The 20,673-nt window shown below is 72.1% G+C and carries 16 protein-coding genes; 10 read left to right on the forward strand and 6 right to left on the reverse strand.

The window, feature by feature from the left end; genetic code table 11:
- Nucleotides 1-295: 295 nt before the first annotated feature.
- Complete coding sequence (locus tag J7E91_RS12310; RefSeq protein ID WP_214901982.1) at nucleotides 296-778, reverse strand: DUF456 domain-containing protein; 483 nt, start codon at nucleotides 776-778, stop codon at nucleotides 296-298.
- Between the two features lie 87 nt (nucleotides 779-865).
- Nucleotides 866-1,849: a helix-turn-helix domain-containing protein gene (locus J7E91_RS12315; RefSeq protein ID WP_214901984.1), complete on the reverse strand. Its 984-nt coding sequence runs from the start codon at nucleotides 1,847-1,849 to the stop codon at nucleotides 866-868.
- A gap of 311 nt (nucleotides 1,850-2,160) precedes the next feature.
- On the opposite strand from J7E91_RS12315, the gene J7E91_RS12320 reads away from it, so the two are divergent.
- The 4 genes from J7E91_RS12320 to J7E91_RS12335 all read left to right on the forward strand — a co-directional run bounded on the left by J7E91_RS12320 (nucleotide 2,161) and on the right by J7E91_RS12335 (nucleotide 7,350).
- Nucleotides 2,161-4,020 (forward strand): protein phosphatase 2C domain-containing protein, encoded by a 1,860-nt coding sequence (locus J7E91_RS12320; RefSeq protein WP_214901986.1) that lies wholly within the window; start codon nucleotides 2,161-2,163, stop codon nucleotides 4,018-4,020.
- Nucleotides 4,021-4,123: 103 nt separating this feature from the next.
- Nucleotides 4,124-5,872, forward strand: coding sequence for a pyruvate dehydrogenase (locus tag J7E91_RS12325; RefSeq protein ID WP_214901989.1), 1,749 nt, complete (start codon nucleotides 4,124-4,126; stop codon nucleotides 5,870-5,872).
- A gap of 103 nt (nucleotides 5,873-5,975) precedes the next feature.
- Nucleotides 5,976-6,773 (forward strand): hypothetical protein, encoded by a 798-nt coding sequence (locus tag J7E91_RS12330; RefSeq protein ID WP_214901999.1) that lies wholly within the window; start codon nucleotides 5,976-5,978, stop codon nucleotides 6,771-6,773.
- Nucleotides 6,774-6,861: 88 nt separating this feature from the next.
- A complete protein-coding gene (locus tag J7E91_RS12335) occupies nucleotides 6,862-7,350 on the forward strand; it encodes an ATP-binding protein (RefSeq protein WP_214902001.1) in 489 nt (162 codons plus the stop codon).
- 32 nt (nucleotides 7,351-7,382) lie between these two features.
- On the opposite strand, the gene J7E91_RS12340 is transcribed toward J7E91_RS12335, so the two are convergent.
- Together J7E91_RS12340 and J7E91_RS12345 are read right to left on the reverse strand one after the other, a co-directional pair.
- The gene (locus J7E91_RS12340; protein ID WP_214902003.1) at nucleotides 7,383-8,441 is read right to left on the reverse strand and encodes a DUF2637 domain-containing protein; all 1,059 of its coding nucleotides are present in this window, start codon (nucleotides 8,439-8,441) and stop codon (nucleotides 7,383-7,385) included.
- Nucleotides 8,442-8,634: 193 nt separating this feature from the next.
- Nucleotides 8,635-9,516, reverse strand: a complete 882-nt coding sequence (locus J7E91_RS12345; protein WP_214902006.1) for a (2Fe-2S)-binding protein — start codon at nucleotides 9,514-9,516, stop codon at nucleotides 8,635-8,637.
- 156 nt (nucleotides 9,517-9,672) lie between these two features.
- On the opposite strand from J7E91_RS12345, the gene J7E91_RS12350 reads away from it, so the two are divergent.
- Entirely contained in the window at nucleotides 9,673-10,446 is a 774-nt protein-coding gene (locus tag J7E91_RS12350; RefSeq protein WP_214902010.1) for a GntR family transcriptional regulator, read from the forward strand.
- A gap of 40 nt (nucleotides 10,447-10,486) precedes the next feature.
- Here the strand turns inward: J7E91_RS12350 and J7E91_RS12355 are convergent, their stop codons facing one another.
- Entirely contained in the window at nucleotides 10,487-11,260 is a 774-nt protein-coding gene (locus tag J7E91_RS12355; protein WP_251015565.1) for a hypothetical protein, read from the reverse strand.
- Between the two features lie 413 nt (nucleotides 11,261-11,673).
- Nucleotides 11,674-13,407 carry a PucR family transcriptional regulator ligand-binding domain-containing protein gene (locus J7E91_RS12360; protein WP_214902016.1) on the reverse strand — a complete coding sequence of 578 codons (1,734 nt, stop codon included), beginning with the start codon at nucleotides 13,405-13,407 and terminating at the stop codon, nucleotides 11,674-11,676.
- A gap of 410 nt (nucleotides 13,408-13,817) precedes the next feature.
- On the opposite strand from J7E91_RS12360, the gene J7E91_RS12365 reads away from it, so the two are divergent.
- The 5 genes from J7E91_RS12365 to J7E91_RS12385 all read left to right on the forward strand — a co-directional run bounded on the left by J7E91_RS12365 (nucleotide 13,818) and on the right by J7E91_RS12385 (nucleotide 20,650).
- The gene (locus J7E91_RS12365) at nucleotides 13,818-14,708 is read left to right on the forward strand and encodes a xanthine dehydrogenase family protein subunit M (protein WP_214902019.1); all 891 of its coding nucleotides are present in this window, start codon (nucleotides 13,818-13,820) and stop codon (nucleotides 14,706-14,708) included.
- Between the two features lie 2 nt (nucleotides 14,709-14,710).
- On the forward strand, nucleotides 14,711-15,319 hold the full coding sequence (locus J7E91_RS12370; RefSeq protein ID WP_214902022.1) for a (2Fe-2S)-binding protein: 609 nt from the start codon (nucleotides 14,711-14,713) through the stop codon (nucleotides 15,317-15,319).
- 3 nt (nucleotides 15,320-15,322) lie between these two features.
- Nucleotides 15,323-17,707 carry a xanthine dehydrogenase family protein molybdopterin-binding subunit gene (locus J7E91_RS12375; protein WP_214902030.1) on the forward strand — a complete coding sequence of 795 codons (2,385 nt, stop codon included), beginning with the start codon at nucleotides 15,323-15,325 and terminating at the stop codon, nucleotides 17,705-17,707.
- A 282-nt stretch (nucleotides 17,708-17,989) separates the two neighbouring features.
- A complete protein-coding gene (locus J7E91_RS12380) occupies nucleotides 17,990-19,456 on the forward strand; it encodes an NCS2 family permease (RefSeq protein ID WP_214902032.1) in 1,467 nt (488 codons plus the stop codon).
- Nucleotides 19,457-19,498: 42 nt separating this feature from the next.
- Nucleotides 19,499-20,650 carry an XdhC/CoxI family protein gene (locus J7E91_RS12385; RefSeq protein ID WP_214902035.1) on the forward strand — a complete coding sequence of 384 codons (1,152 nt, stop codon included), beginning with the start codon at nucleotides 19,499-19,501 and terminating at the stop codon, nucleotides 20,648-20,650.
- Nucleotides 20,651-20,673: the final 23 nt, after the last annotated feature.

Here is a 20,673-nt window from a genome sequence, read left to right on the forward strand (position 1 = left end):
CCGGATCAGCTCCTCGCTGAAGCGCGACCCCGGCTGGTGCGGCCCGGTCAGCAGTTGCGCCTTACCCTGGACGCCTCCCACGCCTCACGGCGTCAGGCTCACGATGTCGTCGGTCACCGGTTCGGCATCCGGGGTCGACCGTCACCGTCAGCCACAAATGGTCGGCAGCAGGCTGTAGTTGCGGTCGTGGGGCCGGCCCGTGCCCGGAGATCCGGGGACCGGCCCTCAGCTCCAGACTCTCAGCCCCAGACCCTCAACCTCAGACTCTCAGCCCCAGACCCTCAACCCCAGACCCTCAACCCCAGATCAGCGCACCCGCCCACGCGCCGACCACCAGCAGGCAGGCGAACAGCTCCACGAGCACCCGGTATCCGATGGCGCGCATGACCGTACGGGTGGAGGCCCAGCCGCCGCCGTGGCTGCCGAGCCGCGCCCGCTCCACCCCGTAGATGCCTCCGACGAACCCGACGATCCCGCCCACCACCGGCAGCAGGAAGAACCCGGCGATCCCCGCGATCCCGCCCACCATCAGCGTCCGCGGCGGGGCGCCCGACTCCTGGAGGCGGCGGGCCGGCAGGAGGGGCTTGAGCGCCTGGTTGAGCAGCAGCAGTGCGGTGGCGCCGATCAGTACGCCCCAGGCGAGCGCCGTCTTCTCCTCCAGCGCCCACCACAGCACGGCCGCCCAGACGATCGCCTGGCCCGGTACGCCCGGCACGAGTACGCCGAGCAGGCCGGCCAGCATGACGAGGCCGACCAGGAGGAGCTGCCACACGCCCATCTTCCCAGGGTGCGGGACCTGGGCTGTCCCCGCAGGTCGGAGGGGCCGCCCGTGGTGCGGGGGCAGCGGAATACCCCGTGTTCCCGGTCAGCGTCTGGCGACCCAGCCGCGCTCGTACGCATGCCAGCCGAGCTGCAGCCGGGTCGTCACGCCCGCCAGCTCCATCAGTCCCTTCACCCGCCGCTGCACCGTCCGCAGACCCAGCTCCAGCTGCTTCGCGACGCTCGCGTCCGTCATCCCGGCCAGCAGCAGCGACAGCACCTCAAGGTCCGTGGCGTCCGGGCCCGGCAGCCCCTCCTCCGACGCCCTCCCGTCCACCCCCAGCCGCAGCGGCAGCGCCTCCCGCCACACCGCCTCGAAGAGCCCGGTCAGCGACTCCAGCAACCCGCTCGCGTGCACGACGAGGGCCGCTGGTTCCGCGCCCCGTCCCGTCAGCGGCACCATCGCGACGGTCCGGTCCACGACCACGAGCCTGGTCGGTACGTTCTCCACCACCCGGACCTGCTCGTCGCGCCCCAGCGCCGCCGACAGCTCGGTGAACCCCGAGGGGAGTGTGAGCACCTCGCGTTCGAGCACCACCCGGTACGTCACTCCACGCGTCGCCGCCCGCTCCTGCGCCTCGTCGTCCAGGCCGCTGACCGCGGCGGGATTCCCCGTCACCAGCGCGCAGACCTCCTCGGTCGCGCCGAGCCGCAGCTGTACGAAGCGGTGCGCCACCGCGCTCGCCCCCGTCACCACCTCGACCAGATCGTGCACGGCGGGCTCGGCCGCCTCCGCCCGGTACTCCTCGGCGAGCAGCGCCGCCGTCACCTCCGCCTGCTCCAGCTCGTGCCGCTGCTGGGTCAGCAGCGCGCCCAGCGCGACCCCCGGTGGCGCGGCCACCCAGCGTCCCGTACGGGCCGACGACCGGGCCGCGAGCCCCTGCCGCTCCAGGCGGCGCAGCGCGCGTTCCGTATCGGCCTCCGGAAGCGTCAGCCGGTGCGCGAGGTCGGGGACCTCCGCGGCACCGAGCGCGACAAGCGCGCGGTACGTCGACTCCTGGGCCTCGTCGAGACCAATGGCTCCCAGCACCCCTCCACACCCTCCCCGGACGCTTCGGTTCCGCCCCCCCGGCGCTCCGATCTTGCCCACCGGCTCGTGGCGGGAAGCGGCCACGGCGTAAACCCGCCGCAGACATCATCCCCGCACCACCCGTCACTCTGCCAATGTGGCGCCACGGCAGCCCCAACAGCCTCCGAGGACAGTGCCTTTGCGCCGGGGTGAGCCTCGCCGGCCGAATGACGGTTCGCCGGGCGTCAGTTCCGTGGTGGTGGGGTCGCCCGGCGGACTTCTTTTTCCTGATGCCCCGTTTTCGTACGGCCCTTGCGGTCGACAATAGGGGCATGAGCCAGCAGGGGGAGAGGCGCACCGCCAACGAGGACGAGTGGTGGGGTCGGCTGTACGACGACGAGCCCGTCCCGGACACGGGTCCAGCCCAGGGGGACGACGACACCCTGGACGCCCGTTTCGACTCGGCGACGGACACGTTGTCGCCGCCACCACCGGGACGCGAGGCGGCCGGCGCGACCGCCGCAGCGGACGTACGCCGCCCTCCGCCCCCACCGCCGCAACCCCCGGTCCCGAGGCGGCCGGAGGCGCCGCGAACCGGACCGGCCCCGGAGCCGCCGCCTTGGTGGGCAGCGGGCCGGCCCCCCGAACCGGCGGAGAAACACCCTCCGGCCCCGCCCTTTCCGCCGCCCGCGGGACCCCCCACACCGGAGCCGCAAGTTTCGTCGGCGTCGGCGCCGGGACCGGGCTCCGATCCGCCCGACGCCCGCCACCCCGCCTCGACCGAGCCACGGCTCGGACCGGGACCGGCGCCGACTCCACCGAAATCCGCACCGGCTTCGCCGCTCCCGCCGCCCCCGCCGCCCCCCGCGCCGCCGACAGGGAAGCCCCGGCCCGCGTCCCCGCCCGCGCCTCCCGCCATCGCGCGGCAGCGTGCCCCCTGGGAGCCGCCCGAGGTACCCCAAGTGCCGCCCGCCCGGCGGGAGTCGGAGCCGCCGCCTGCTGAGAACCGGCGGCCAGGGACCGCCGCCGCGCCCCACCGCACGCCGCAGGCCCGCGCCCCCCGGGACGCCGCAGCGCCACCCCCGCCCGTACCTCCGCGGCCGGCACCTCCCGCGCCCCCGTACGGCGGGGCACCGCCGGACCCGTACGCCGGGCGCCCCGCGGAAAACGCCGGGGCCGGCAGCGACGGGCGCCGGGAGGAGGACCAGGACCGCCGCCCCCGCGCCGACTTCGTCGGGGACCGCCCGCCGACCTACGACGCCGAGCCCACCGCCCTGCCCGCCGCCGACCCCCGCGAACTCGGCGCTCTCGTTGCCGACACCGTGCTCGACGGCGCCCGGTACGGCACGTACACCCTGCGCGCCGCCTCCGTCCGCGGCGACTCCGCCCGCTACCGCGGCGAACCCCGCCGCGACGCCCTGCTCACCGCCCGCTTCGGCAGCGGCGCGGGCGCGCTCGTCCTGGTCGCGGTGGCCGGCGGGTCCCGCGCCGCCGGAAACGCGCACCTGGCCGCCGCCGACGCCTGCCGCTGGATCGGCGAAGCCGTCGGCCGCAGCCACGCCCGCCTCGCCGACGACATAAGGGCGGGTCGCAGGGGCGACCTCAAGTCCGGCCTGCACCGCCTCACCGACCGCGGCTACGGCAAGCTGCGCGCCCGCGCGTCCGAACTCGGCCTGGAACCCGAGGAGTACACGGCGAGCCTCCGCTGCCTCCTCCTGCCCGCCGACCCCGCGTGCCGGACCAGGGTCTTCTTCGGCATCGGCGGCGGCGGCCTGTTCCGGCTGCGCGGCGGCTCCTGGCAGGACATCGAGCCGGCCGTTCCCGAGCCCGCCGCCGTCACCGGCGCGCCCGTCGTCGGCTTCGGCTCACCCCCGTCGGAGACCCCCGAGGGCGACCGCCTCACCATGGACCTCGGCATTACGACGCCCCCGTCCCCGTACGTCGAAAGCGTGCCCCCGCCCACCGAGCCCTTCCGCTTCCGGGCCTCGGTGGCCCGCCCGGGTGACACCCTCCTCCTGTGCAGCCCCGGCCTCGCCGAGCCCCTGCGCGACGAGCCGTCCCTCGCCAAGGAACTCGCCGAACGCTGGGCCCCCGCCGAACCACCCGGCCTCGCCGCGTACCTCGCGGACACCAGCCTGAGGGTGAAGGGGTACGCCGACGACCGTACGGCGGTGGCGGTCTGGGAGGCGTAACGGCGTACCGCATGGGTTGATGGACTCGGCACAGCACGGGCACAGCACCGTACCGGCAGGACCGGCCGACCATCTCCCTCTCCCGAAAGGGCGTGCGCATCCCATGGCCAAGCAGAAGGTGGCGGAGCAGTTCGTCGACATCCTCGTGAAAGCCGGGGTGCAACGCCTCTACGGTGTCGTCGGCGACAGCCTCAACCCCGTCGTCGACGCCGTCCGCCGGACCTCCGGCATCGACTGGATCCAGGTCAGGCACGAGGAGGTCGCGGCCTTCGCCGCCGGCGCCGAGGCCCAGATCACCGGCACCCTCGCCGCCTGCGCCGGCTCCTGCGGCCCCGGCAATCTGCACCTGATCAACGGCCTGTACGACGCGCACCGCTCCATGGCCCCGGTGCTCGCCCTCGCCTCGCAGATCCCGGCAGGCGAGATCGGCCTCGGCTACTTCCAGGAGACCCACCCCGACCAGCTTTTCCGCGAATGCAGCCACTACAGCGAGCTGATCTCCAGCCCCAAGCAGATGCCGCGCGTCGTGCAGACCGCGATCCAGAACGCCGTCGGCCGCGGCGGAGTCAGTGTGGTGTCGCTGCCCGGTGACGTGGCGTCCGAGCAGGTCCCCGAGCGGGCGGGTGACCACGCGCTGGTGACGACGCGTCCCGCCGTACGCCCCGGAGAGGCGGAGCTGGAGAAGTTCGCCCGCATGGTCGACGAGGCGAAACGGGTCACGCTCTTCTGCGGCAGCGGCACGGCGGGCGCCCACGCGCAGGTCATGCAGTTCGCGGAGCGCGTCAAGGCCCCCGTCGGGCACGCGCTGCGCGGCAAGCAGTGGATCCAGTACGACAACCCGTACGACGTCGGCATGAGCGGCCTGCTCGGTTACGGCGCGGCGTACCAGGCCACCCACGAGTGCGACCTGCTGATCCTCCTCGGCACCGACTTCCCGTACAACGACTTCCTTCCCCACGACGACGACGTGAAGATCGTCCAGGTCGATGTCCGGCCCGAACGCCTCGGCCGCCGCTCCAAGCTCGACCTCGCGATCTGGGGCGACGTACGGGAGACCCTGACGTGCCTGACGCCGCGCGTGAAGGCCAAGTCCGACCGCAAGTTCCTCGACCGGATGCTGAAGAAACACGCCGACGCGCTGGAGGGCGTGGTGAAGGCGTACACCCGCAAGGTCGACAAGCGGGTGCCGATCCACCCCGAGTACGTCGCCTCGGTCCTCGACGAACTGGCCGACGACGACGCGGTCTTCACTGTCGACACCGGTATGAACAATGTGTGGGCCGCCCGCTACATCACCCCCAACGGGCGCCGCGGCATCATCGGCTCCTTCACCCACGGCTCGATGGCCAACGCCATGCCGCAGGCGATCGGCGCCCAGTTCACCGACCGCGGCCGCCAGGTGATCGCCATGTCCGGCGACGGCGGCTTCAGCATGCTGATGGGCGACTTCCTCACACTCGTCCAGTACGACCTGCCGGTGAAGGTCGTCGTCTTCAACAACTCCTCCCTCGGCATGGTGGAGCTGGAGATGCTGGTCGACGGCCTGCCGTCGTTCGGTACGGCGAACAAGAACCCGGACTTCGCGGCGGTCGCGCGGGCCTGCGGGGCGTACGGCGTACGGGTGGAGAAGCCGAAACACCTGGCCGGGGCCCTCAAGGACGCCTTCAAGCACAAGGGCCCGGCGCTGGTGGACGTGGTCACCGACCCGAACGCCCTGTCGATCCCGCCGAAGATCCGCGCCGGGATGGTGAGCGGCTTCGCGCTGTCCGCGAGCAAGATCGTGCTGGACGGCGGGGTGGGGCGGATGCTTCAGATGGCCCGCTCGAACCTGCGCAATGTGCCGAGGCCGTAGGTCCGTACGAGTGGAATGACGGGCGGGGGCGGGGCGGAAGCGGCGTGTCGCGGAAGGTCTCACGGCGACCGACTGCTAGTCACCCCAGCCACCGAGAGGGCCTGTGAAGCGCATGTATCTCCCTCGCCGCTTCGGCCGCGGCCGCATCTCCGCCGCGGCTGCGGCCGCCGTCGTCATCGCCACGCCCGCCGCGATCGCCGCACTTCCGGACGCGGCCACCTCCGTCTGGGGCGCCGCGGCCGGTCCGGAGGCCGCGAAGGCGCCCCCCGAGGCCGGCGCCCCGGCGCCCGGCACCCCGATAAGGGCGGGGCTGCTGAAGCTGGACCTGGGCCCGGCTCTCGGCCTGGCGGGAAACGGCGTCGCGGCCGCCCCCGTCGACGGCGCGGTTCAGCTGGGCGCGGGCGGTGTCGGGCTCAAGGCCCGCGAGGGGAGCAGGATCGCGCACGGGGGCGGGAAGCTGCGGGGCGGCAAGGTCGTGTTCGACGGTGGCGTCCGGCTGTCGAAGGGCGACAGGGCGGTCGTCTTCGTCAAGGACTTCGCCGTCTACCTCAGGACGCACGTCGTGACGGCCACGGTGGGAGAGGGCAGGCCCGGCACCCGGCTCGGCGTACTGAAAGACGCCAGGACGACGCTCATCGCGCACAAGGTGGCGGGTGACGCGAACATCGCGACGGTCGGGCGGCTGGTGCTGGACGCGGGGGCGCGGGAGCGGATCGACGCGGGCCTGGGGGCGGATGTTCTCAGCCGGGCGGCCGCCGCCGGCATCGGCACGACGTTCGAGGCCCACACCGACCTGGACGTCGACCTCGCGTTCGCGCTCGGCCTGGACGCGGAGCTCGGCCTTGAGCCCCGGCGGGACTCCGGCCCAGATCCGGATATGCCACCCACACCGGTTAATTGACTATTGGACATGAGTGCCATTGCGCGTTCGGGGCATGCATCCCGTGAACCTGTTCGAGAAAGGTCGGTCCGGCGTGCGGGTGGGGGATATGACAAGGCAACAGGCGGGCGGACGCAGTGCCGCCGCGCAAGGTTCTTCGGCGGCAACAGCGGGGGCGGAGGAGGAGGGGGACAGGGAGGGGGCACCCATTCAGCTGCGACGCAGACTGGGGCGCTCGGATCTCACAGCGGTCCCGGAAGTACGGCGCGCTCTGCGCGAACTGCTGCGCCACCGGGGCGACCAGAGCTGTACGGACGTCGCCGAGCTCCTGACCACCGAGCTGGTGACCAACGCCCTGGTCCACACGGAACACGACGCCGAGGTCACCGCCACCGTCGCCGCCTCCCGGCTCCGGGTCGAGGTACGGGACTTCGTCGCCCGCCACCCGCGGTTACGCGTACCGGTCGCCGACGACGGTACGCACGGCAGGGGCCTCCTCCTGGTGCAGGCGCTCGCGGACGCGTGGGGCGTCAGGGCGCAGGGCGTGGGGAAAGCGGTCTGGTTCGAACTTGAGATGAGCGGCGGCGGGCCGGCGTAACCGCCCGCCCGCCGCCGCGACCACCGCGCTGCTCAGCCGAATTGCTGCTCAAGATCCTTGAGTTTGCGTTCGAGCGAGTCGAGCCGTGGCAGAGCCTGCGTGTCGTCCTCGGCGGTGAGGTCGACGGTCGTCACCTTTTCAGCGCCTTTCACGGCCTGAAGGGAGGGCCTTTGTCGAAGCGGCAGTTGTCCGGTTTCCGGTATGGCAGGCTCCGCTACCGCCTGCGGCGGTGCGGAGCCCGAGCCGGGGGCGAGGGCAGAGACCTCGACGACCTGCCGGCCGCCCACGCGACCGCGCCCCCAGGCGCGGTGCTGACGGTTGATGGCCTTCAACTGGGCGCGTTCCAGCTTCTGGTGGTCGCGCCGGCGCATACGGTTCTGCTCCTTCTCCCGTACGTCCTCCCGCACCTCCTCGACCGCCTCGTCGAGCGTGCGCACGCCTTCCAGGAGCATCAGCGACCACGCGCCGAAGGTTTCCCTGGGCGCCCTCAGCCACCGTACGACCCGGATCTGCGGCAGCGGGCGCGGCACCAGCCCCTGCTCGCGCAGCGCGGCCCTGCGGGTCTGCTTCAGCGCCCGGTCGAACAGCACGGCGGCCGAGAGCGACATCCCGGCGAAGAACTGCGGGGCGCCCGCGTGGCCAAGTCCCCGTGGCGCGTGCACCCAGTTGAACCAGGCCGCCGCACCGGCGAACGTCCACACCAGCAGACGCGAGCCGAGCGCCGCGTCACCGTGGCTGGCCTCGCGCACCGCGAGTACCGAGCAGAACATGGCGGCGCCGTCGAGGCCGAACGGGACGAGGTACTCCCAGCCGCCGGAGAGGCTGAGGTTTTGCCGGCCGAAGCCGACCAGGCCGTGGAAGGAGAGGGCGGCGGCGACCGCGGCACAGCAGAAGAGCAGCAGGTACGAAGCGATCCCGTAGAAGGCTTCCTTCCGCCTGCGCCGTTCCTCCGTACGTTCCCAGGAGTCGTCTGCTGCGGCCTTGCCACCGGCGCGCTTGCCGCGCGCGAGCACCGCAACCGCCGCCAGGACCCCTGCGAGCATCACGCCACCCGGAAGCAGCCAGTCCAGCGATATGTCGGTCAGTCTCATGCGGTGTCCCTTGCATCGCGGTAGGGCTATTGGGGCGCCATACTGGCGTAACCCAAGTGGCCTAAAGAGGCTTTCGGTGCAAGAGGACGCCAAGGGACCGCCAGGGCACGCGAATAGGTGCCATCTGGTCGAACCGCCGTACGGTGTCGGCCGGTTGAGTTCGATTTATGCCACCTGATCGGGTGGCGTGCCGTCAGACCGCGGCGACAGCGGCGTCGGCCGTCGCCGCGGCTTCCTCGCTGAGCTTGCGCACGCGCTCGGCGTCGCACGTACGCGGACACGTCACGCAGGTGTCCTCGGGGCGCAGTGTGTAGAAGAGGCAGCAGCTCGCGCGGTCGCGGGTCGGCAGCGATTCGCCGTTGGGTCCGGTCAGCTCGCGGAAGCCGGCCGTCCCGGCGTACGGCTTCGTCGTACCCGGCAGCAGCGCCTCCAGCTCGCGCATGGCGCGCCGCTCCTCGCCGAGCAGGTGCGCGATGTACCAGAGCCCTTCCACGATCTCGTCCGTCGCCATGCCCCACAGTGCGCGCTTCCCGCGCCGCATCCGGGGTCCGAAGCCGTCGAGCACGGGCCCGAGGTGCTGGGCGACGGCGTCCCGTACCTCGGCGCGCAGGGCCTCCTCGTCCGGTACGACGCGGGCGCCGGGCAGCGCGGCGGCCGGGTCGCCCGGCAGGCAGGCGAATTCCCGCACCCGTACGGCCATGCGGCCCAGTGTCCGCTGGAAGGCGACGTCCTCGACGGGCACGCGCGGCACCCGGTGGTGCAGGAACCAGGGCGCGGTGATGAGCAGGCAGGCGGGCCAGGCGTACCGGTGCAGGCCGAAACTCGCGATGACGTCGGGTCGGGCCTGCTGGCCGTAGTCGCGCAGCACCTGGGCGTTGTCCCAGGCCAGGAAGGCGTCGAGCGCGGCGCCGCCGGCCGCGAGCTCGGCTGCCCCGACCCAGCCGCCGCCGCGCGGAACCTGCTCGCCGTCCGCCAGCTCGGCGATGCGCAGTCCGGCGAAGACCTCGGTGAGGCGGGCGTAGGAGGCCGCGACGGGGGAGGCGGCGACGCCGGGGAAAAGGGCGGGGACGGTCATGCAGGGGACCACCGAATCGCGATCGTTTGCAGGTAAGCCTTACCTTACCCGATGGTTCCGTTGTTTGCCTCTGACCCCGGGGGGCACCCCCCCGGGCCCCGCATGTGACGCCGCCCGCCTATCGTGCATATGGGACACAGCACCGGAGGGACCCCCATGGAGCAGCAGGGCAGACCGCGCGAAGCCGCGTACGGGCACATGCCTGCCTCAACGCCGGTGCAGGTGCCGGTGCAGATGTCCTCCGTGCGTCTTCCGGAGCAGGCGCGCGGCGAGCACACCCACAGCGAGCCCCCGGCCCCCCGCCTCGTCCAGCGCCACTCCGTCCGCGGCCAGATCCTCGACGCCCTGCGCGCCGCCCTCGTCAGCGGCGAACTGGTCCCCGGTGAGGTCTACTCCGGGCCCGGCCTCGGCGCCCGCTTCGGCGTCTCCGCCACCCCGGTCCGCGAGGCGATGCAGCAGCTGGCGCTGGAGGGCGCGGTGGAGGTCGTACCGAACCGCGGCTTCCGCGTCACGGTCCGCAGCGCGGCAGAACTCGCCGAGCTGGCGGAAGTGCGGGCCCTGATCGAGGTCCCGGTCATGCTCCGCCTGGCCCGTACGATCCCGGCCGCCCGCTGGTGCGAGCTGCGCCCACTGGCGGAAGCCACAACAGCGGCGGCGGCGACCGGCAACCGGGCGGCGTACGCGGAATCGGACCGCGCGTTCCATCGCGCGATCCTCTCGCTCTCCGGCAATCACCAACTCGTCACCGTCGCCGACGACCTCCACCGCCGGTCCCAGTGGCCGCTGCTCGCAGGCGACCCCCTGGGCCGGCGGGCAGACCTCCTGGCGGACGCGGCCGAACACCTGGCCCTGCTGGACGCCCTGGCCGCACAGGACCTGACGGTGGTTCAGTCCCTGGTCCGCGAACACTTCGCGGGCGCGGACCGCTGACCGCGGGCGGCGGCGACCGCCGGGGCCCGGGCGGCCGGGCTCACACCGCGGCGGACGGCGAGAGCTGCGCCGCCAGCCACGTCGGTACGCCGTCCAGCAGCCGGAACAGGCGGCCCGCCTCCGCCCGCAGGCGTGTCGCCTCCGGTTCCGGTTCCGCGTCGGCCAGGGCTGCCAGGGCCGGGGCCGTGCCGACCAGGTAGCCCAGTTCCTCCCGTATCCGCAGTGACTCCGCGAAGCCGTGCCTCGCGTCCGCCAACTCGCCCTCGCGCAGGGACAGTCCGGCCAGATGGCGCCACGTGAACGACAGCAGCAGTGTCTCGCCGTGCGCCGTCGCGCCCGCGTGGGCGCGACGGTAGGCGGCACGGGCCGACTGCGGGGAGTCGGAGAGGTGCTCGGCGATCAGGCCGCGCCGGAAGTCGAGGAGCGGACGGCCCGGCGCCGTCGGGTCGATCAGCGCCGCCGCCCGCCCGAGCGCTGAGCGCGCCTCGTCGGCCCGGTCGCGGGCGCCGAGCACCGTCGAGGCGTACGCCAGCTGGCCGCGCTCGCATGCCGCCGCGCCCCGCTCGTCGTCGCTCTGGGCGACCGCCTCCGCCGTACGCAGGGCGTCCTCCGCCTCGGCCCAGCCCCGCTCGGTGAACAGGCAGCGCTCTACGAGCAGCGACGCCCGCTGGAGCGCGGCCGCAGGGGTCGCGGCGGCGCCCCCATGTGGTTCGAGCAGGGCCGCGGCATCGGTCCAGCAGCCGCGCGAGCGCAGCCGCCATACCGCGGTCTGGAGTGGGCTTCCGTCCCCTGCGGTCGTTCCAGAACCAGACATGGCGGTATGCGCCACATTGCCCTCCCCGAGCAGCACGTCATTGAGCTGTGAGTAACGGTCGTGCGGTAGTGGGCGAATCTCAGCACGGAATGGCACTCCGGGCCAAGAGCTCAGGTGAACGAATTCACAATCGACCGGTCGGTGCGGCCAGTTGGGTCTTTCCCCACCCCGCCCCTTCCCGAAACTGGGGGGCAAGCCCCCAGACCCCCGGACGCCCTGCGGGCATGTCCTCAAACGCCGGACGGGCTTGGATGGTGCCCCCTGGGCAACTTTCAGCCCCTCCGGCGTTTGAGGAGCGGGGTCTGGGGCGGAGCCCCTCGCGGCGGAGCCGCAAATGTCACAGCCGGGAAGGGGCGGGTAGGGGAAAGCTCCGCGCAGCGGCTCTGCGCCCCCGCGCCTCCCCGGCCCCCCGCCTAGCTCATCCTCAGTGCGAGGAAGAAGTCCAGCTTGTCCTCAAGACGCGACAAGTCACGACCCGTCAGTTGCTCGATTCTGCCCACCCGGTAGCGCAGGGTGTTCACGTGCAGATGCAGCCGGGCAGCGCAGCGCGTCCAGGAGCCGTCGCAGTCGAGGAACGCTTCGAGGGTGGGAATGAGTTCCGCCCGGTGCCGCCGGTCGTAGTCCCGCAGCGGGTCCAGCAGCCGCGCGGTGAACGCCCGGCGCACGTCGTCCGGCACGAACGGCAGCAGCAGCACGTGCGACGCCAGCTCGTGGTGGCCCGCCGCGCAGACCCGGCCGGGGCGCGCCGCCGCCACCCGGCGGGCGTGCCGGGCCTCCTCCAGCGCCCCCCGCAGCCCCTCCGCCGAATGCACGGCCGCGCTGACACCCAGTGTCAGCCGCCCGTCGTCGGCGAGGCCGCCCGAGAGCGGCGCGCGCACCGCCTCCAGGAGTACGTCGGCGTGCAGGCCGATGCGGGAGACCGAGGTGGCGTCGGCTTCGTCCCCGTCCCCCGCCCCCTCCGGCGCGACCGCGGGCAGCGGTACGAGCGCGATCGCCTCGTCGCCCGCGTGCGCCACCGCGATCCGGTCCGAGGAGTCGGAACCGGCCACTGCCGGGTCGACCAGTATTTCCTCCAGCAGCGTCTGCGCCACGGGCCCGGCCTGGATCGACGCGCCCGGACCGCCCGCGACGCCCGCCGGGCCGCCTTCCAGCCACTCGACCCGCGCCACGACCACCTGCCAGTGCGGCGCCGAGCCGAGGCCGGGCAGCAGCACCGGTGCGGCGACCCGCAGGCGGGCCGCGATCTCGGCCGGGGCCGCTCCCGTCTGCACCAGCTCCAGGACCTCCTGGGCGAGGCGGCGGCGTACCGTACGGGCCGCGTCGCGCCGGTCGCGTTCGACGGCGATCAGCTGCGTCACGCCCTGGAGCAGGTCGAGCCGGGCGGCCGGCCAGTCGCCCGCGTCCGCCTCCACCGCCAGCAGCCAGTCCGAGAGCACGCTCTCGCGTACGTCGCGGGACGCGGCGGCAGCGGCGGCGCGCCCCGCGCTCCTGATCGGGAACAGCGAGTACGTCGTGCCCTGCACGGCGGCCCGGTGCGGCGCCCGGCGCCCCGTGCGGCTCGCGGCCAGGTGCTCGCCGGCGAGGACGGCTCCCACGGCCGGCGGCAGCGAGTCGCCCGCGCCCGCGATCTGGCGGCCGGTGGGCGAGAGCACCCACGCGCGCAGGTCCAGGTCGGACGTCAGCAGGTCGAGCACCACTTCGGGGCCGCCGCCCGCCGGGCCCGACGTCATCAGCCTGCGGTGCCGGTCGACGACGGCCGCCAGGTCACCGGCCCGTTCGCCGGACACCTGGCGCACCACGTGCTCGGTGATGGTCGCGAAGGCGACGGCCTCGCTGACCGCGAAGAGCGGCAGCCGGTGGCGTACGCACGCCTCGACCAGGTCGCTCGGGATCGCGCCGAGCTCCGCCTCGCCCGCCGCGAGCCCGACGACGCCCGCGCTCGCCAGGATCCGTACGAAGGGCTCAGAATCCTCGGCGGTACGCCGCCACGCCAGGCCGGTGAGCACCAGCTCGCCGCCGGACAGATAGCGGCTGGGGTCCCGCAGGTCGGTGGTCATCACACCGCGCACGGTGCGGTCGAGCTCTTCCTCGCCGCCGAGCAGCCGCAGGCCCAGCGCGTCGGTCTCAAGCAGTGCGCGCAGCCGCATGGTGGTCGCCGCCGATCTGTCTCTAGATGTGGATGGAATGTGATGCGGTTGTGGAGGCCGTGCTGGTGGTCTGCGGAGAGCGGTGCCTGCGGTTTCCAGGGGCCGTGCCTGGGGTTTCCAGACGGCTGTGCCTATGTCTTTCCAAAGGGCTGTGCCTGTGGTTTCCAAGGGAAAACCGTGAGGTTACCGACCTCCGCCTTTCGTTCGAATCTACAAGACGCGAGCAGCCACCAGCCAACTCCTTCATGGTTTCGGTGACTGCACCAGGCGAAGCCCCGGCGGTGTACTTGGGCCAAGCCACGTGAACAGCAGATGAACGTCCCAGACCGGCCCAAACCACTTAGAACGACCAGTCGAGGGCCGGCCGTCTCCCACCCCAGCGAACCACCCGATTGGAAGAAGTGAGCCTCATGGACTTCCTTCGCCCCGCAAGCTGGGAGGAGGCGCTCGCCGCCAAGGCCGAGTACCCCACGGCTGTGCCCATCGCGGGCGGCACAGATGTCATGGTTGAGATCAATTTCGACCACCGCCGCCCCGAGTACCTCCTGGACCTGAACCGCATCGGCGAACTCCGCGAGTGGGAGGTGGGCGAAAAGACCGTACAGCTCGGCGCCTCCGTCCCGTACACCCAGATCATGGACCATCTGCGGACGGAACTGCCGGGCCTCGCGCTCGCCGCCCACACTGTGGGATCGCCCCAGATCCGCAACCGTGGCTCGGTCGGCGGCAACCTCGGTGCCGCTTCCCCCGCCGGTGACTCGCACCCCGCCCTGCTGTCCGCGGGCGCCGAGGTCGAGGCCGAGTCGGTGCGCGGGACGCGCCTCATCCCGGTCGAGGAGTTCTACACCGGCGTGAAGCGCAACGCGCTGGAGCCGGACGAGCTGATCAAGCGCGTCCACATCAAGAAGGCCGACGGTCCGCAGCAGTTCTCCAAGGTGGGCACCCGCAACGCCATGGTCATCGCGGTCTGCGCGTTCGGTATCGCGCTGCACCCCGAGACCCGCACGGTCAAGACGGGCATCGGCTCCGCCGCCCCGACCCCGCTGCGCGCCCGCGCTGCCGAGGACTTCCTGAACGCCGCGCTCCAAGAAGGCGGATTCTGGGAGAGCGGGAAGATTATCACCCCCTCGATCGCCAAGCAGTTCGCGGAGCTCGCCTCCGGCGCCTGCAACCCCATCGACGACGTGCGCGGCACCGCGAAGTACCGCCGCCACGCGGTCGGGATCATGGCCCGCCGCACGCTGGGCTGGACCTGGGAGCAGTACCGCGGCACCGGCCGCACCCTTGAAGGAGCTGCATAGCCATGCGCGTGAATTTCACGGTCAACGGCCGTAAGCAGGAAGCGGACGACGTCTGGGAGGGCGAGAGCCTGCTCTACGTCCTGCGCGAGCGCATGGGCCTGCCGGGCTCCAAGAACGCGTGCGAGCAGGGCGAGTGCGGCTCCTGTACGGTCCGCCTCGACGGTGTCCCCGTCTGTGCCTGTCTCGTCGCCGCCGGCCAGGTGGAGGGCCGCGAGGTCGTCACGGTCGAGGGCCTCGCCGACTTCGCCAGGCAGCGCGAGGAAGGGTGTGCGACCGGCGCCTGCGGCAGCGGCGGTACGTCGCTCCAGGCCGCCCAGCAGTGGCAGGCTCGCCCCTCCGACCGGGCCGCCGACTCCCAGACGGGGGAGGGCGAAGAGCTCGCCCCGATCCAGCAGGCGTTCATCGACGCCGGCGCCGTGCAGTGCGGTTTCTGCACCCCGGGTCTGCTGGTCGCGGCCGACGAGCTCCTTGAGCGCAACGCCGAGCCGTCCGACGCGGACATCCGTGAGGCGCTCTCGGGCAACCTGTGCCGCTGCACCGGCTACGAGAAGATCCTGGATGCGGTGCGCCTCGCGGCCGCCCGCCAGGACCGCCAGGGAAGCGGGGTCTGAGCCATGGGCGTCACCGGTACCCCCACCAGCATCAACCAGGGTTCGAAGACAAAGGGCGGCATCGGCGAGTCCACGCTCCGCCCCGACGGCACCCTGAAGGTCACCGGCGAGTTCGCGTACTCCTCGGACATGTGGCACGAGGACATGCTCTGGGGCCACACGCTGCGCTCCACCACCGCGCACGCCGAGATCCGGTCGATCGACACGTCCGAGGCGCTCGCCACGCCCGGCGTCTACGCCGTGCTGACGTACGACGACCTGCCCACCGAGGTGAAGAACTACGGCCTGGAGATCCAGGACACCCCGGTTCTCGCCCACGGCAAGGTCCGCCACCACGGCGAGCCGGTGGCCATCGTCGCCGCCGACCACCCGGAGACGGCCCGCCGCGCCGCCGCCAAGATCAAGATCGACTACGCCGAGCTGCCCGTCATCACCGACGAGGCCTCGGCCACCGCGCCCGACGCGCTGCTGATCCACGAGAACCGCGACGACCACCACATCGGTCACGTCCCGCACCCGAACATCGTGCACCGCCAGCCGATCATCCGCGGCAACGCCGACGAGGCCGCCGAGCGCGCCGACGTCATCGTCTCCGGCGAGTACGTCTTCGGCATGCAGGACCAGGCGTTCCTCGGCCCCGAGTCCGGCCTGGCCGTACCCGGCGAGGACGGCGGCGTCGACCTGTACGTCGCCACCCAGTGGCTGCACTCGGACCTGCGCCAGATCGCCCCCGTCCTCGGCCTGCCCGAGGAGAAGGTGCGCATGACGCTCTCCGGCGTCGGCGGGGCCTTCGGCGGCCGCGAGGACCTGTCGATGCAGATCCACGCCTGCCTGCTCGCCCTGCGTACGGGCAAGCCGGTCAAGATCGTCTACAACCGCTTCGAGTCCTTCTTCGGCCACGTCCACCGCCACCCGGCGAAGCTCTGGTACGAGCACGGGGCGACCAAGGACGGCAAGCTGACGCACCTGAAGTGCCGGATCGTGCTGGACGGCGGCGCCTACGCGTCGGCCTCCCCGGCGGTCGTCGGCAACGCTTCGTCGCTGAGCGTCGGCCCGTACGTCGTCGAGGACGTCGACATCGAGGCGCTCGCGCTCTACACGAACAACCCGCCCTGCGGCGCCATGCGCGGCTTCGGCGCCGTCCAGGCGTGCTTCGCGTACGAGGCGCAGATGGACAAGCTCGCGGCGAAGCTCGGCATGGACCCGGTGGAGTTCCGCCGGATCAACGCCATGGAGCAGGGCACGCTCCTGCCGACCGGTCAGCCGTGCGACTCGCCGGCGCCCGTCGCCGAGCTGCTGCGCCGCGTCAAGGCCATGCCGCTGCCGCCCGAGCAGCAGTGGCTCACGGCCGGCGAGCAGGCCGACGTACGCGCCCTGCCCGGCGGTCTGTCGAACACCACGCACGGCGAAGGCGTCGTACGGGGCATCGGCTACGCGGTCGGCATCAAGAACGTCGGCTTCTCCGAGGGCTTCGACGACTACTCCACCGCCCGGGTGCGCATGGAGGTCATCAACGGCGAACCGGTCGCGACCGTGCACACCGCGATGGCGGAGGTCGGCCAGGGCGGTGTCACCGTCCACGCGCAGATCGCCCGTACCGAGCTCGGTGTCACGCAGGTGACGATCCGCCCGGCGGACACCCAGGTCGGCTCGGCGGGCTCCACGTCCGCGTCCCGCCAGACGTACGTCACGGGTGGCGCGGTCAAGAACACCTGCGAGAACGTCCGCGAGAAGGTCCTGGAGATCGGGCGGGCCAAGTTCGGCTCGTACCACCCGGCCTGGGCGACGGCCGAGCTGCTGCTCGAAGACGGCAAGGTCGTCACCGACGGCGGCGAGGTGCTGGCCGACCTGGTCGACGTACTCGAAGGTGAGTCGGTCGACCTGGAGCTGGAGTGGCGTCACCGTCCGACGGAGGCGTTCGACCTGCGTACGGGACAGGGCAACGGCCACGTCCAGTACTCGTTCGCTGCGCACCGCGCGGTCGTCGAGGTCGACACCGAGCTCGGCCTGGTGAAGGTCATCGAGCTGGCCTGCGCGCAGGACGTCGGCAAGGCGCTCAACCCGCTGTCCGTCGTCGGCCAGATCCAGGGTGGAACCACCCAGGGCCTGGGCGTCGCGGTCATGGAGGAGATCATGGTCGACCCGAAGACCGCGAAGGTGCGCAACCCGTCCTTCACGGACTACCTGATTCCCACCATCCTCGATACGCCGACCATCCCCGTCGACGTACTCGAACTGGCCGATGATCACGCGCCGTACGGTCTGCGTGGCGTCGGCGAGGCCCCCACTCTCTCGTCGACCCCGGCCGTCCTCGCGGCGATCCGGAACGCGACGGGTCTGGAACTCAACAGGGCGCCGGTGCGGCCCGAGCACCTCACCGGTACCTGATCCCCGAGTTCCGCCGAAAGCTCCCCGGGCGGTGCCGTGCCTCCAGGAACGTCACAATTCCCCCGCCCGACACCGCCCGGGGTCTTCAAGCACCGCACCGCTCGCGGTTATCGCAGTACCAGCAGTACCAGCAGTACACGCAGTACCACGCTTTTCCGCTCAGTCAGTTTGTTCCAGTTCGTCTCGGGCCGTCCCCCGGGTCGTGCAGCCCTCGCAGCATCCCAAATCCCGCGTTTCCAATCTCCATGCGGGTGCCCCTTTGAACCTTGGGAGACAGGCACCATGACCCAGCAGTCCACAGAGCCGAAGACCATGGCGGAGGACGCCGGCGCGGGTACGCGCCAGCCCGCCGGCCGGTCCTGGCTCGACCGGTACTTCCACATAACCGACAGAGGATCCACCGTTGCGACGGAGGTCCGCGGCGGCATCACCACCTTCATGGCGATGGCGTACATCCTCCTGCTCAACCCGCTGATCCTCGGCGGCAAGGACGTGGCCGGCAACGCCCTCAGCCAGCCCGCCCTCATCACCGCGACTGCTGTCGCCGCTGCCGTGACCACCCTGCTCATGGGCTTCTGGGGCAAGGTCCCGCTCGCCCTCGCGGCCGGTCTCAGCGTCTCCGGTGTGCTCGCCTCGCAGGTCATCCAGGTCATGACCTGGCCGCAGGCCATGGCCATGTGCGTGGCCTACGGTGCGGTGATCTGTCTCCTGGTGGTCACCGGTCTCCGCGAGCTGATCATGAACGCGATCCCGCTCGCCCTCAAGCACGGCATCACCATGGGCATCGGCCTCTTCATCGCGCTGATCGGCCTGGTCAAGGCCGGCTTCGTGCACGAGAACCCCGCCCTCGGCGGCGGCCCCGTGTCCCTCGGCCCGGCCGGTGAACTGGCCGGCTGGCCCGTCCTGATCTTCGCCGTCACCCTGCTGCTGATCTTCGCCCTCCAGGCGCGCAACGTCCCCGGCGCCATCCTGATCGGCATCGTCGTGGGCACCGTCGTCGCGGCGATCCTCAACGCGATCGCCGACATCCCGGGCAAGGCCTGGTTCTCCGGCGCGCCGGAGCTGGAGGGCAGCGCGGTCTCCGCCCCGGACTTCTCGCTCTTCGGCGAAGTGTCCTTCAGCGGCTTCGGAGAAGTCGGCTACATCACGGTCACCATGATCGTCTTCACCCTGGTGCTGGCGGGCTTCTTCGACGCCATGGCCACGATCATCGGTGTCGGCAGCGAGGCCAAGCTCGCGGACGACAAGGGCCGCATGCCCGGCCTGTCCAAGGCCCTGTTCATCGACGGCGCCGGCGGTGTCATCGGTGGTGTCGGCGGCGGCTCCGGCCAGACCGTCTTCGTCGAGTCGGCGACCGGCGTCGGCGAGGGCGCCCGTACGGGCCTCGCTTCTGTGGTCACCGGCGCGTTCTTCGCGGCCTGCCTCTTCTTCACCCCGCTCACCGCGATCGTGCCCCAGGAAGTCGCTGCCGCGGCCCTGGTGGTCATCGGCGCGATGATGATGCAGAACGCCCGGCACGTCGACTGGAGCGACCGCGCCGTCGCGATCCCGGTCTTCCTCACCGTGGTCCTGATGCCGTTCACGTACACCATCACCACGGGTGTGGCCGCCGGTGTCATCTCCTACGTCGTCATCAAGGTGGCGCAGGGCAAGGCCCGCGAGGTGAGCGCCTTCATGTGGGGCCTGACCGCGATCTTCATCGTGTACTTCGCGATCCACCCCATCGAGTCCTGGCTGGGCGTCGGCTAGGCCCGCCGCCCCGAGCCCTCCGCAATCCGTAAGGAGACAGTCATGCTGGACATCGCCGAAGAGCTCAACCGGTGGGTCGAGCAGGGACGCGACTTCGCCGTCGCCACGGTCGTGGCGACGCACGGCAGCTCGCCCCGGCAGCCGGGAGCGGCCCTCGCGGTCGACTCCGAAGGCACGGCGATCGGCTCTGTCTCCGGCGGGTGTGTGGAGGGCGCGGTGTACGAACTGTGCCAGCAGGCCCTCCAGGACGGCGGAACCGTCCTGGAGAGCTTCGGCTACAGCGACGAGGACGCGTTCGCCGTGGGCCTGACCTGCGGCGGCGTGATCGACATCCTCGTCACCCCGGTACGCGCGGACTCTCCCGGCGGGGAGGTGTTCGCGGCAGCGCTGGCCACCGCCGCACGTGGGGATGCGGCGGCGGTCGCGCGGATCACCGACGGGCCGGCCGACGTCATGGGCCGCGCCCTGCTCGTCCGCCCCGACGGTTCGTACGAGGGAGCCCTCGGCGGGCACCCCGAGCTGAACCGTACGGCGGCGGGCGAGGCCCGCGCCATGCTCGACGCGGGACGGACCGCCACCGTACTCATCGGCGAGGACGGCTCACGCTGCGGCCGGCCGCTGACGCTCCTCGTCGAGTCGAGCGTCCCCGCCCCGCGCATGATCGTCTTCGGTGCCATCGACTTCGCCTCCGCGCTGGTGCGCGTCGGCAAATTCCTGAACTACCACGTGACCGTGTGCGACGCCCGGCCCGTGTTCGCCACCGCCGCGCGCTTCCCCGAGGCCGACGAGATCGTCGTCGAGTGGCCGCACCGCTACCTGGCGTCGACCGGGACCGACGGCCGTACGGTGCTCTGCGTCCTCACCCACGACGCGAAGTTCGACGTACCTCTTCTGGAGCAGGCCCTGCGGCTGCCGGTCGCGTACGTCGGCGCGATGGGCTCCCGCCGTACCCACGAGGACCGCAACAGGCGGCTGCGCGAGGTCGGCGTCACCGAGCTCGAACTGGCCCGGCTGCGCAGCCCGATCGGCCTCGACCTCGGCGCCCGTACGCCCGAGGAGACCGCGCTGTCCATCGCCGCGGAGATCGTGGCGGCCCGGCGCGGCGGCAGCGGCGTCTCGCTCACCGGCGCGCACACCCCGATCCACCACGAGGGTCCTCAGGCACCGGCGGGCCGGATTGGTTCCGTCGCCTGACGGTGGTACGGACGTACAGTGTC

It is taken from the genome of Streptomyces sp. ISL-99 (assembly GCF_018614005.1).
Lineage (GTDB): Bacteria > Actinomycetota > Actinomycetes > Streptomycetales > Streptomycetaceae > Streptomyces > Streptomyces flavidovirens.

Excerpts from the sequence above, each read along its gene's own strand:
- J7E91_RS12310 (WP_214901982.1), bottom strand. The coding sequence starts at position 778 with ATGGGCGTGTGGCAGCTCCTCCTGGTCGGCCTCGTCATGCTGGCCGGC.
- J7E91_RS12320 (WP_214901986.1), top strand. The coding sequence starts at position 2,161 with ATGAGCCAGCAGGGGGAGAGGCGCACCGCCAACGAGGACGAGTGGTGG.
- J7E91_RS12325 (WP_214901989.1), top strand. The coding sequence starts at position 4,124 with ATGGCCAAGCAGAAGGTGGCGGAGCAGTTCGTCGACATCCTCGTGAAA.
- J7E91_RS12335 (WP_214902001.1), top strand. The coding sequence starts at position 6,862 with ATGACAAGGCAACAGGCGGGCGGACGCAGTGCCGCCGCGCAAGGTTCT.
- J7E91_RS12340 (WP_214902003.1), bottom strand. The coding sequence starts at position 8,441 with ATGAGACTGACCGACATATCGCTGGACTGGCTGCTTCCGGGTGGCGTG.
- J7E91_RS12345 (WP_214902006.1), bottom strand. The coding sequence starts at position 9,516 with ATGACCGTCCCCGCCCTTTTCCCCGGCGTCGCCGCCTCCCCCGTCGCG.
- J7E91_RS12350 (WP_214902010.1), top strand. The coding sequence starts at position 9,673 with ATGGAGCAGCAGGGCAGACCGCGCGAAGCCGCGTACGGGCACATGCCT.
- J7E91_RS12355 (WP_251015565.1), bottom strand. The coding sequence starts at position 11,260 with ATGTCTGGTTCTGGAACGACCGCAGGGGACGGAAGCCCACTCCAGACC.
- J7E91_RS12360 (WP_214902016.1), bottom strand. The coding sequence starts at position 13,407 with ATGCGGCTGCGCGCACTGCTTGAGACCGACGCGCTGGGCCTGCGGCTG.
- J7E91_RS12365 (WP_214902019.1), top strand. The coding sequence starts at position 13,818 with ATGGACTTCCTTCGCCCCGCAAGCTGGGAGGAGGCGCTCGCCGCCAAG.
- J7E91_RS12370 (WP_214902022.1), top strand. The coding sequence starts at position 14,711 with ATGCGCGTGAATTTCACGGTCAACGGCCGTAAGCAGGAAGCGGACGAC.
- J7E91_RS12375 (WP_214902030.1), top strand. The coding sequence starts at position 15,323 with ATGGGCGTCACCGGTACCCCCACCAGCATCAACCAGGGTTCGAAGACA.
- J7E91_RS12380 (WP_214902032.1), top strand. The coding sequence starts at position 17,990 with ATGACCCAGCAGTCCACAGAGCCGAAGACCATGGCGGAGGACGCCGGC.
- J7E91_RS12385 (WP_214902035.1), top strand. The coding sequence starts at position 19,499 with ATGCTGGACATCGCCGAAGAGCTCAACCGGTGGGTCGAGCAGGGACGC.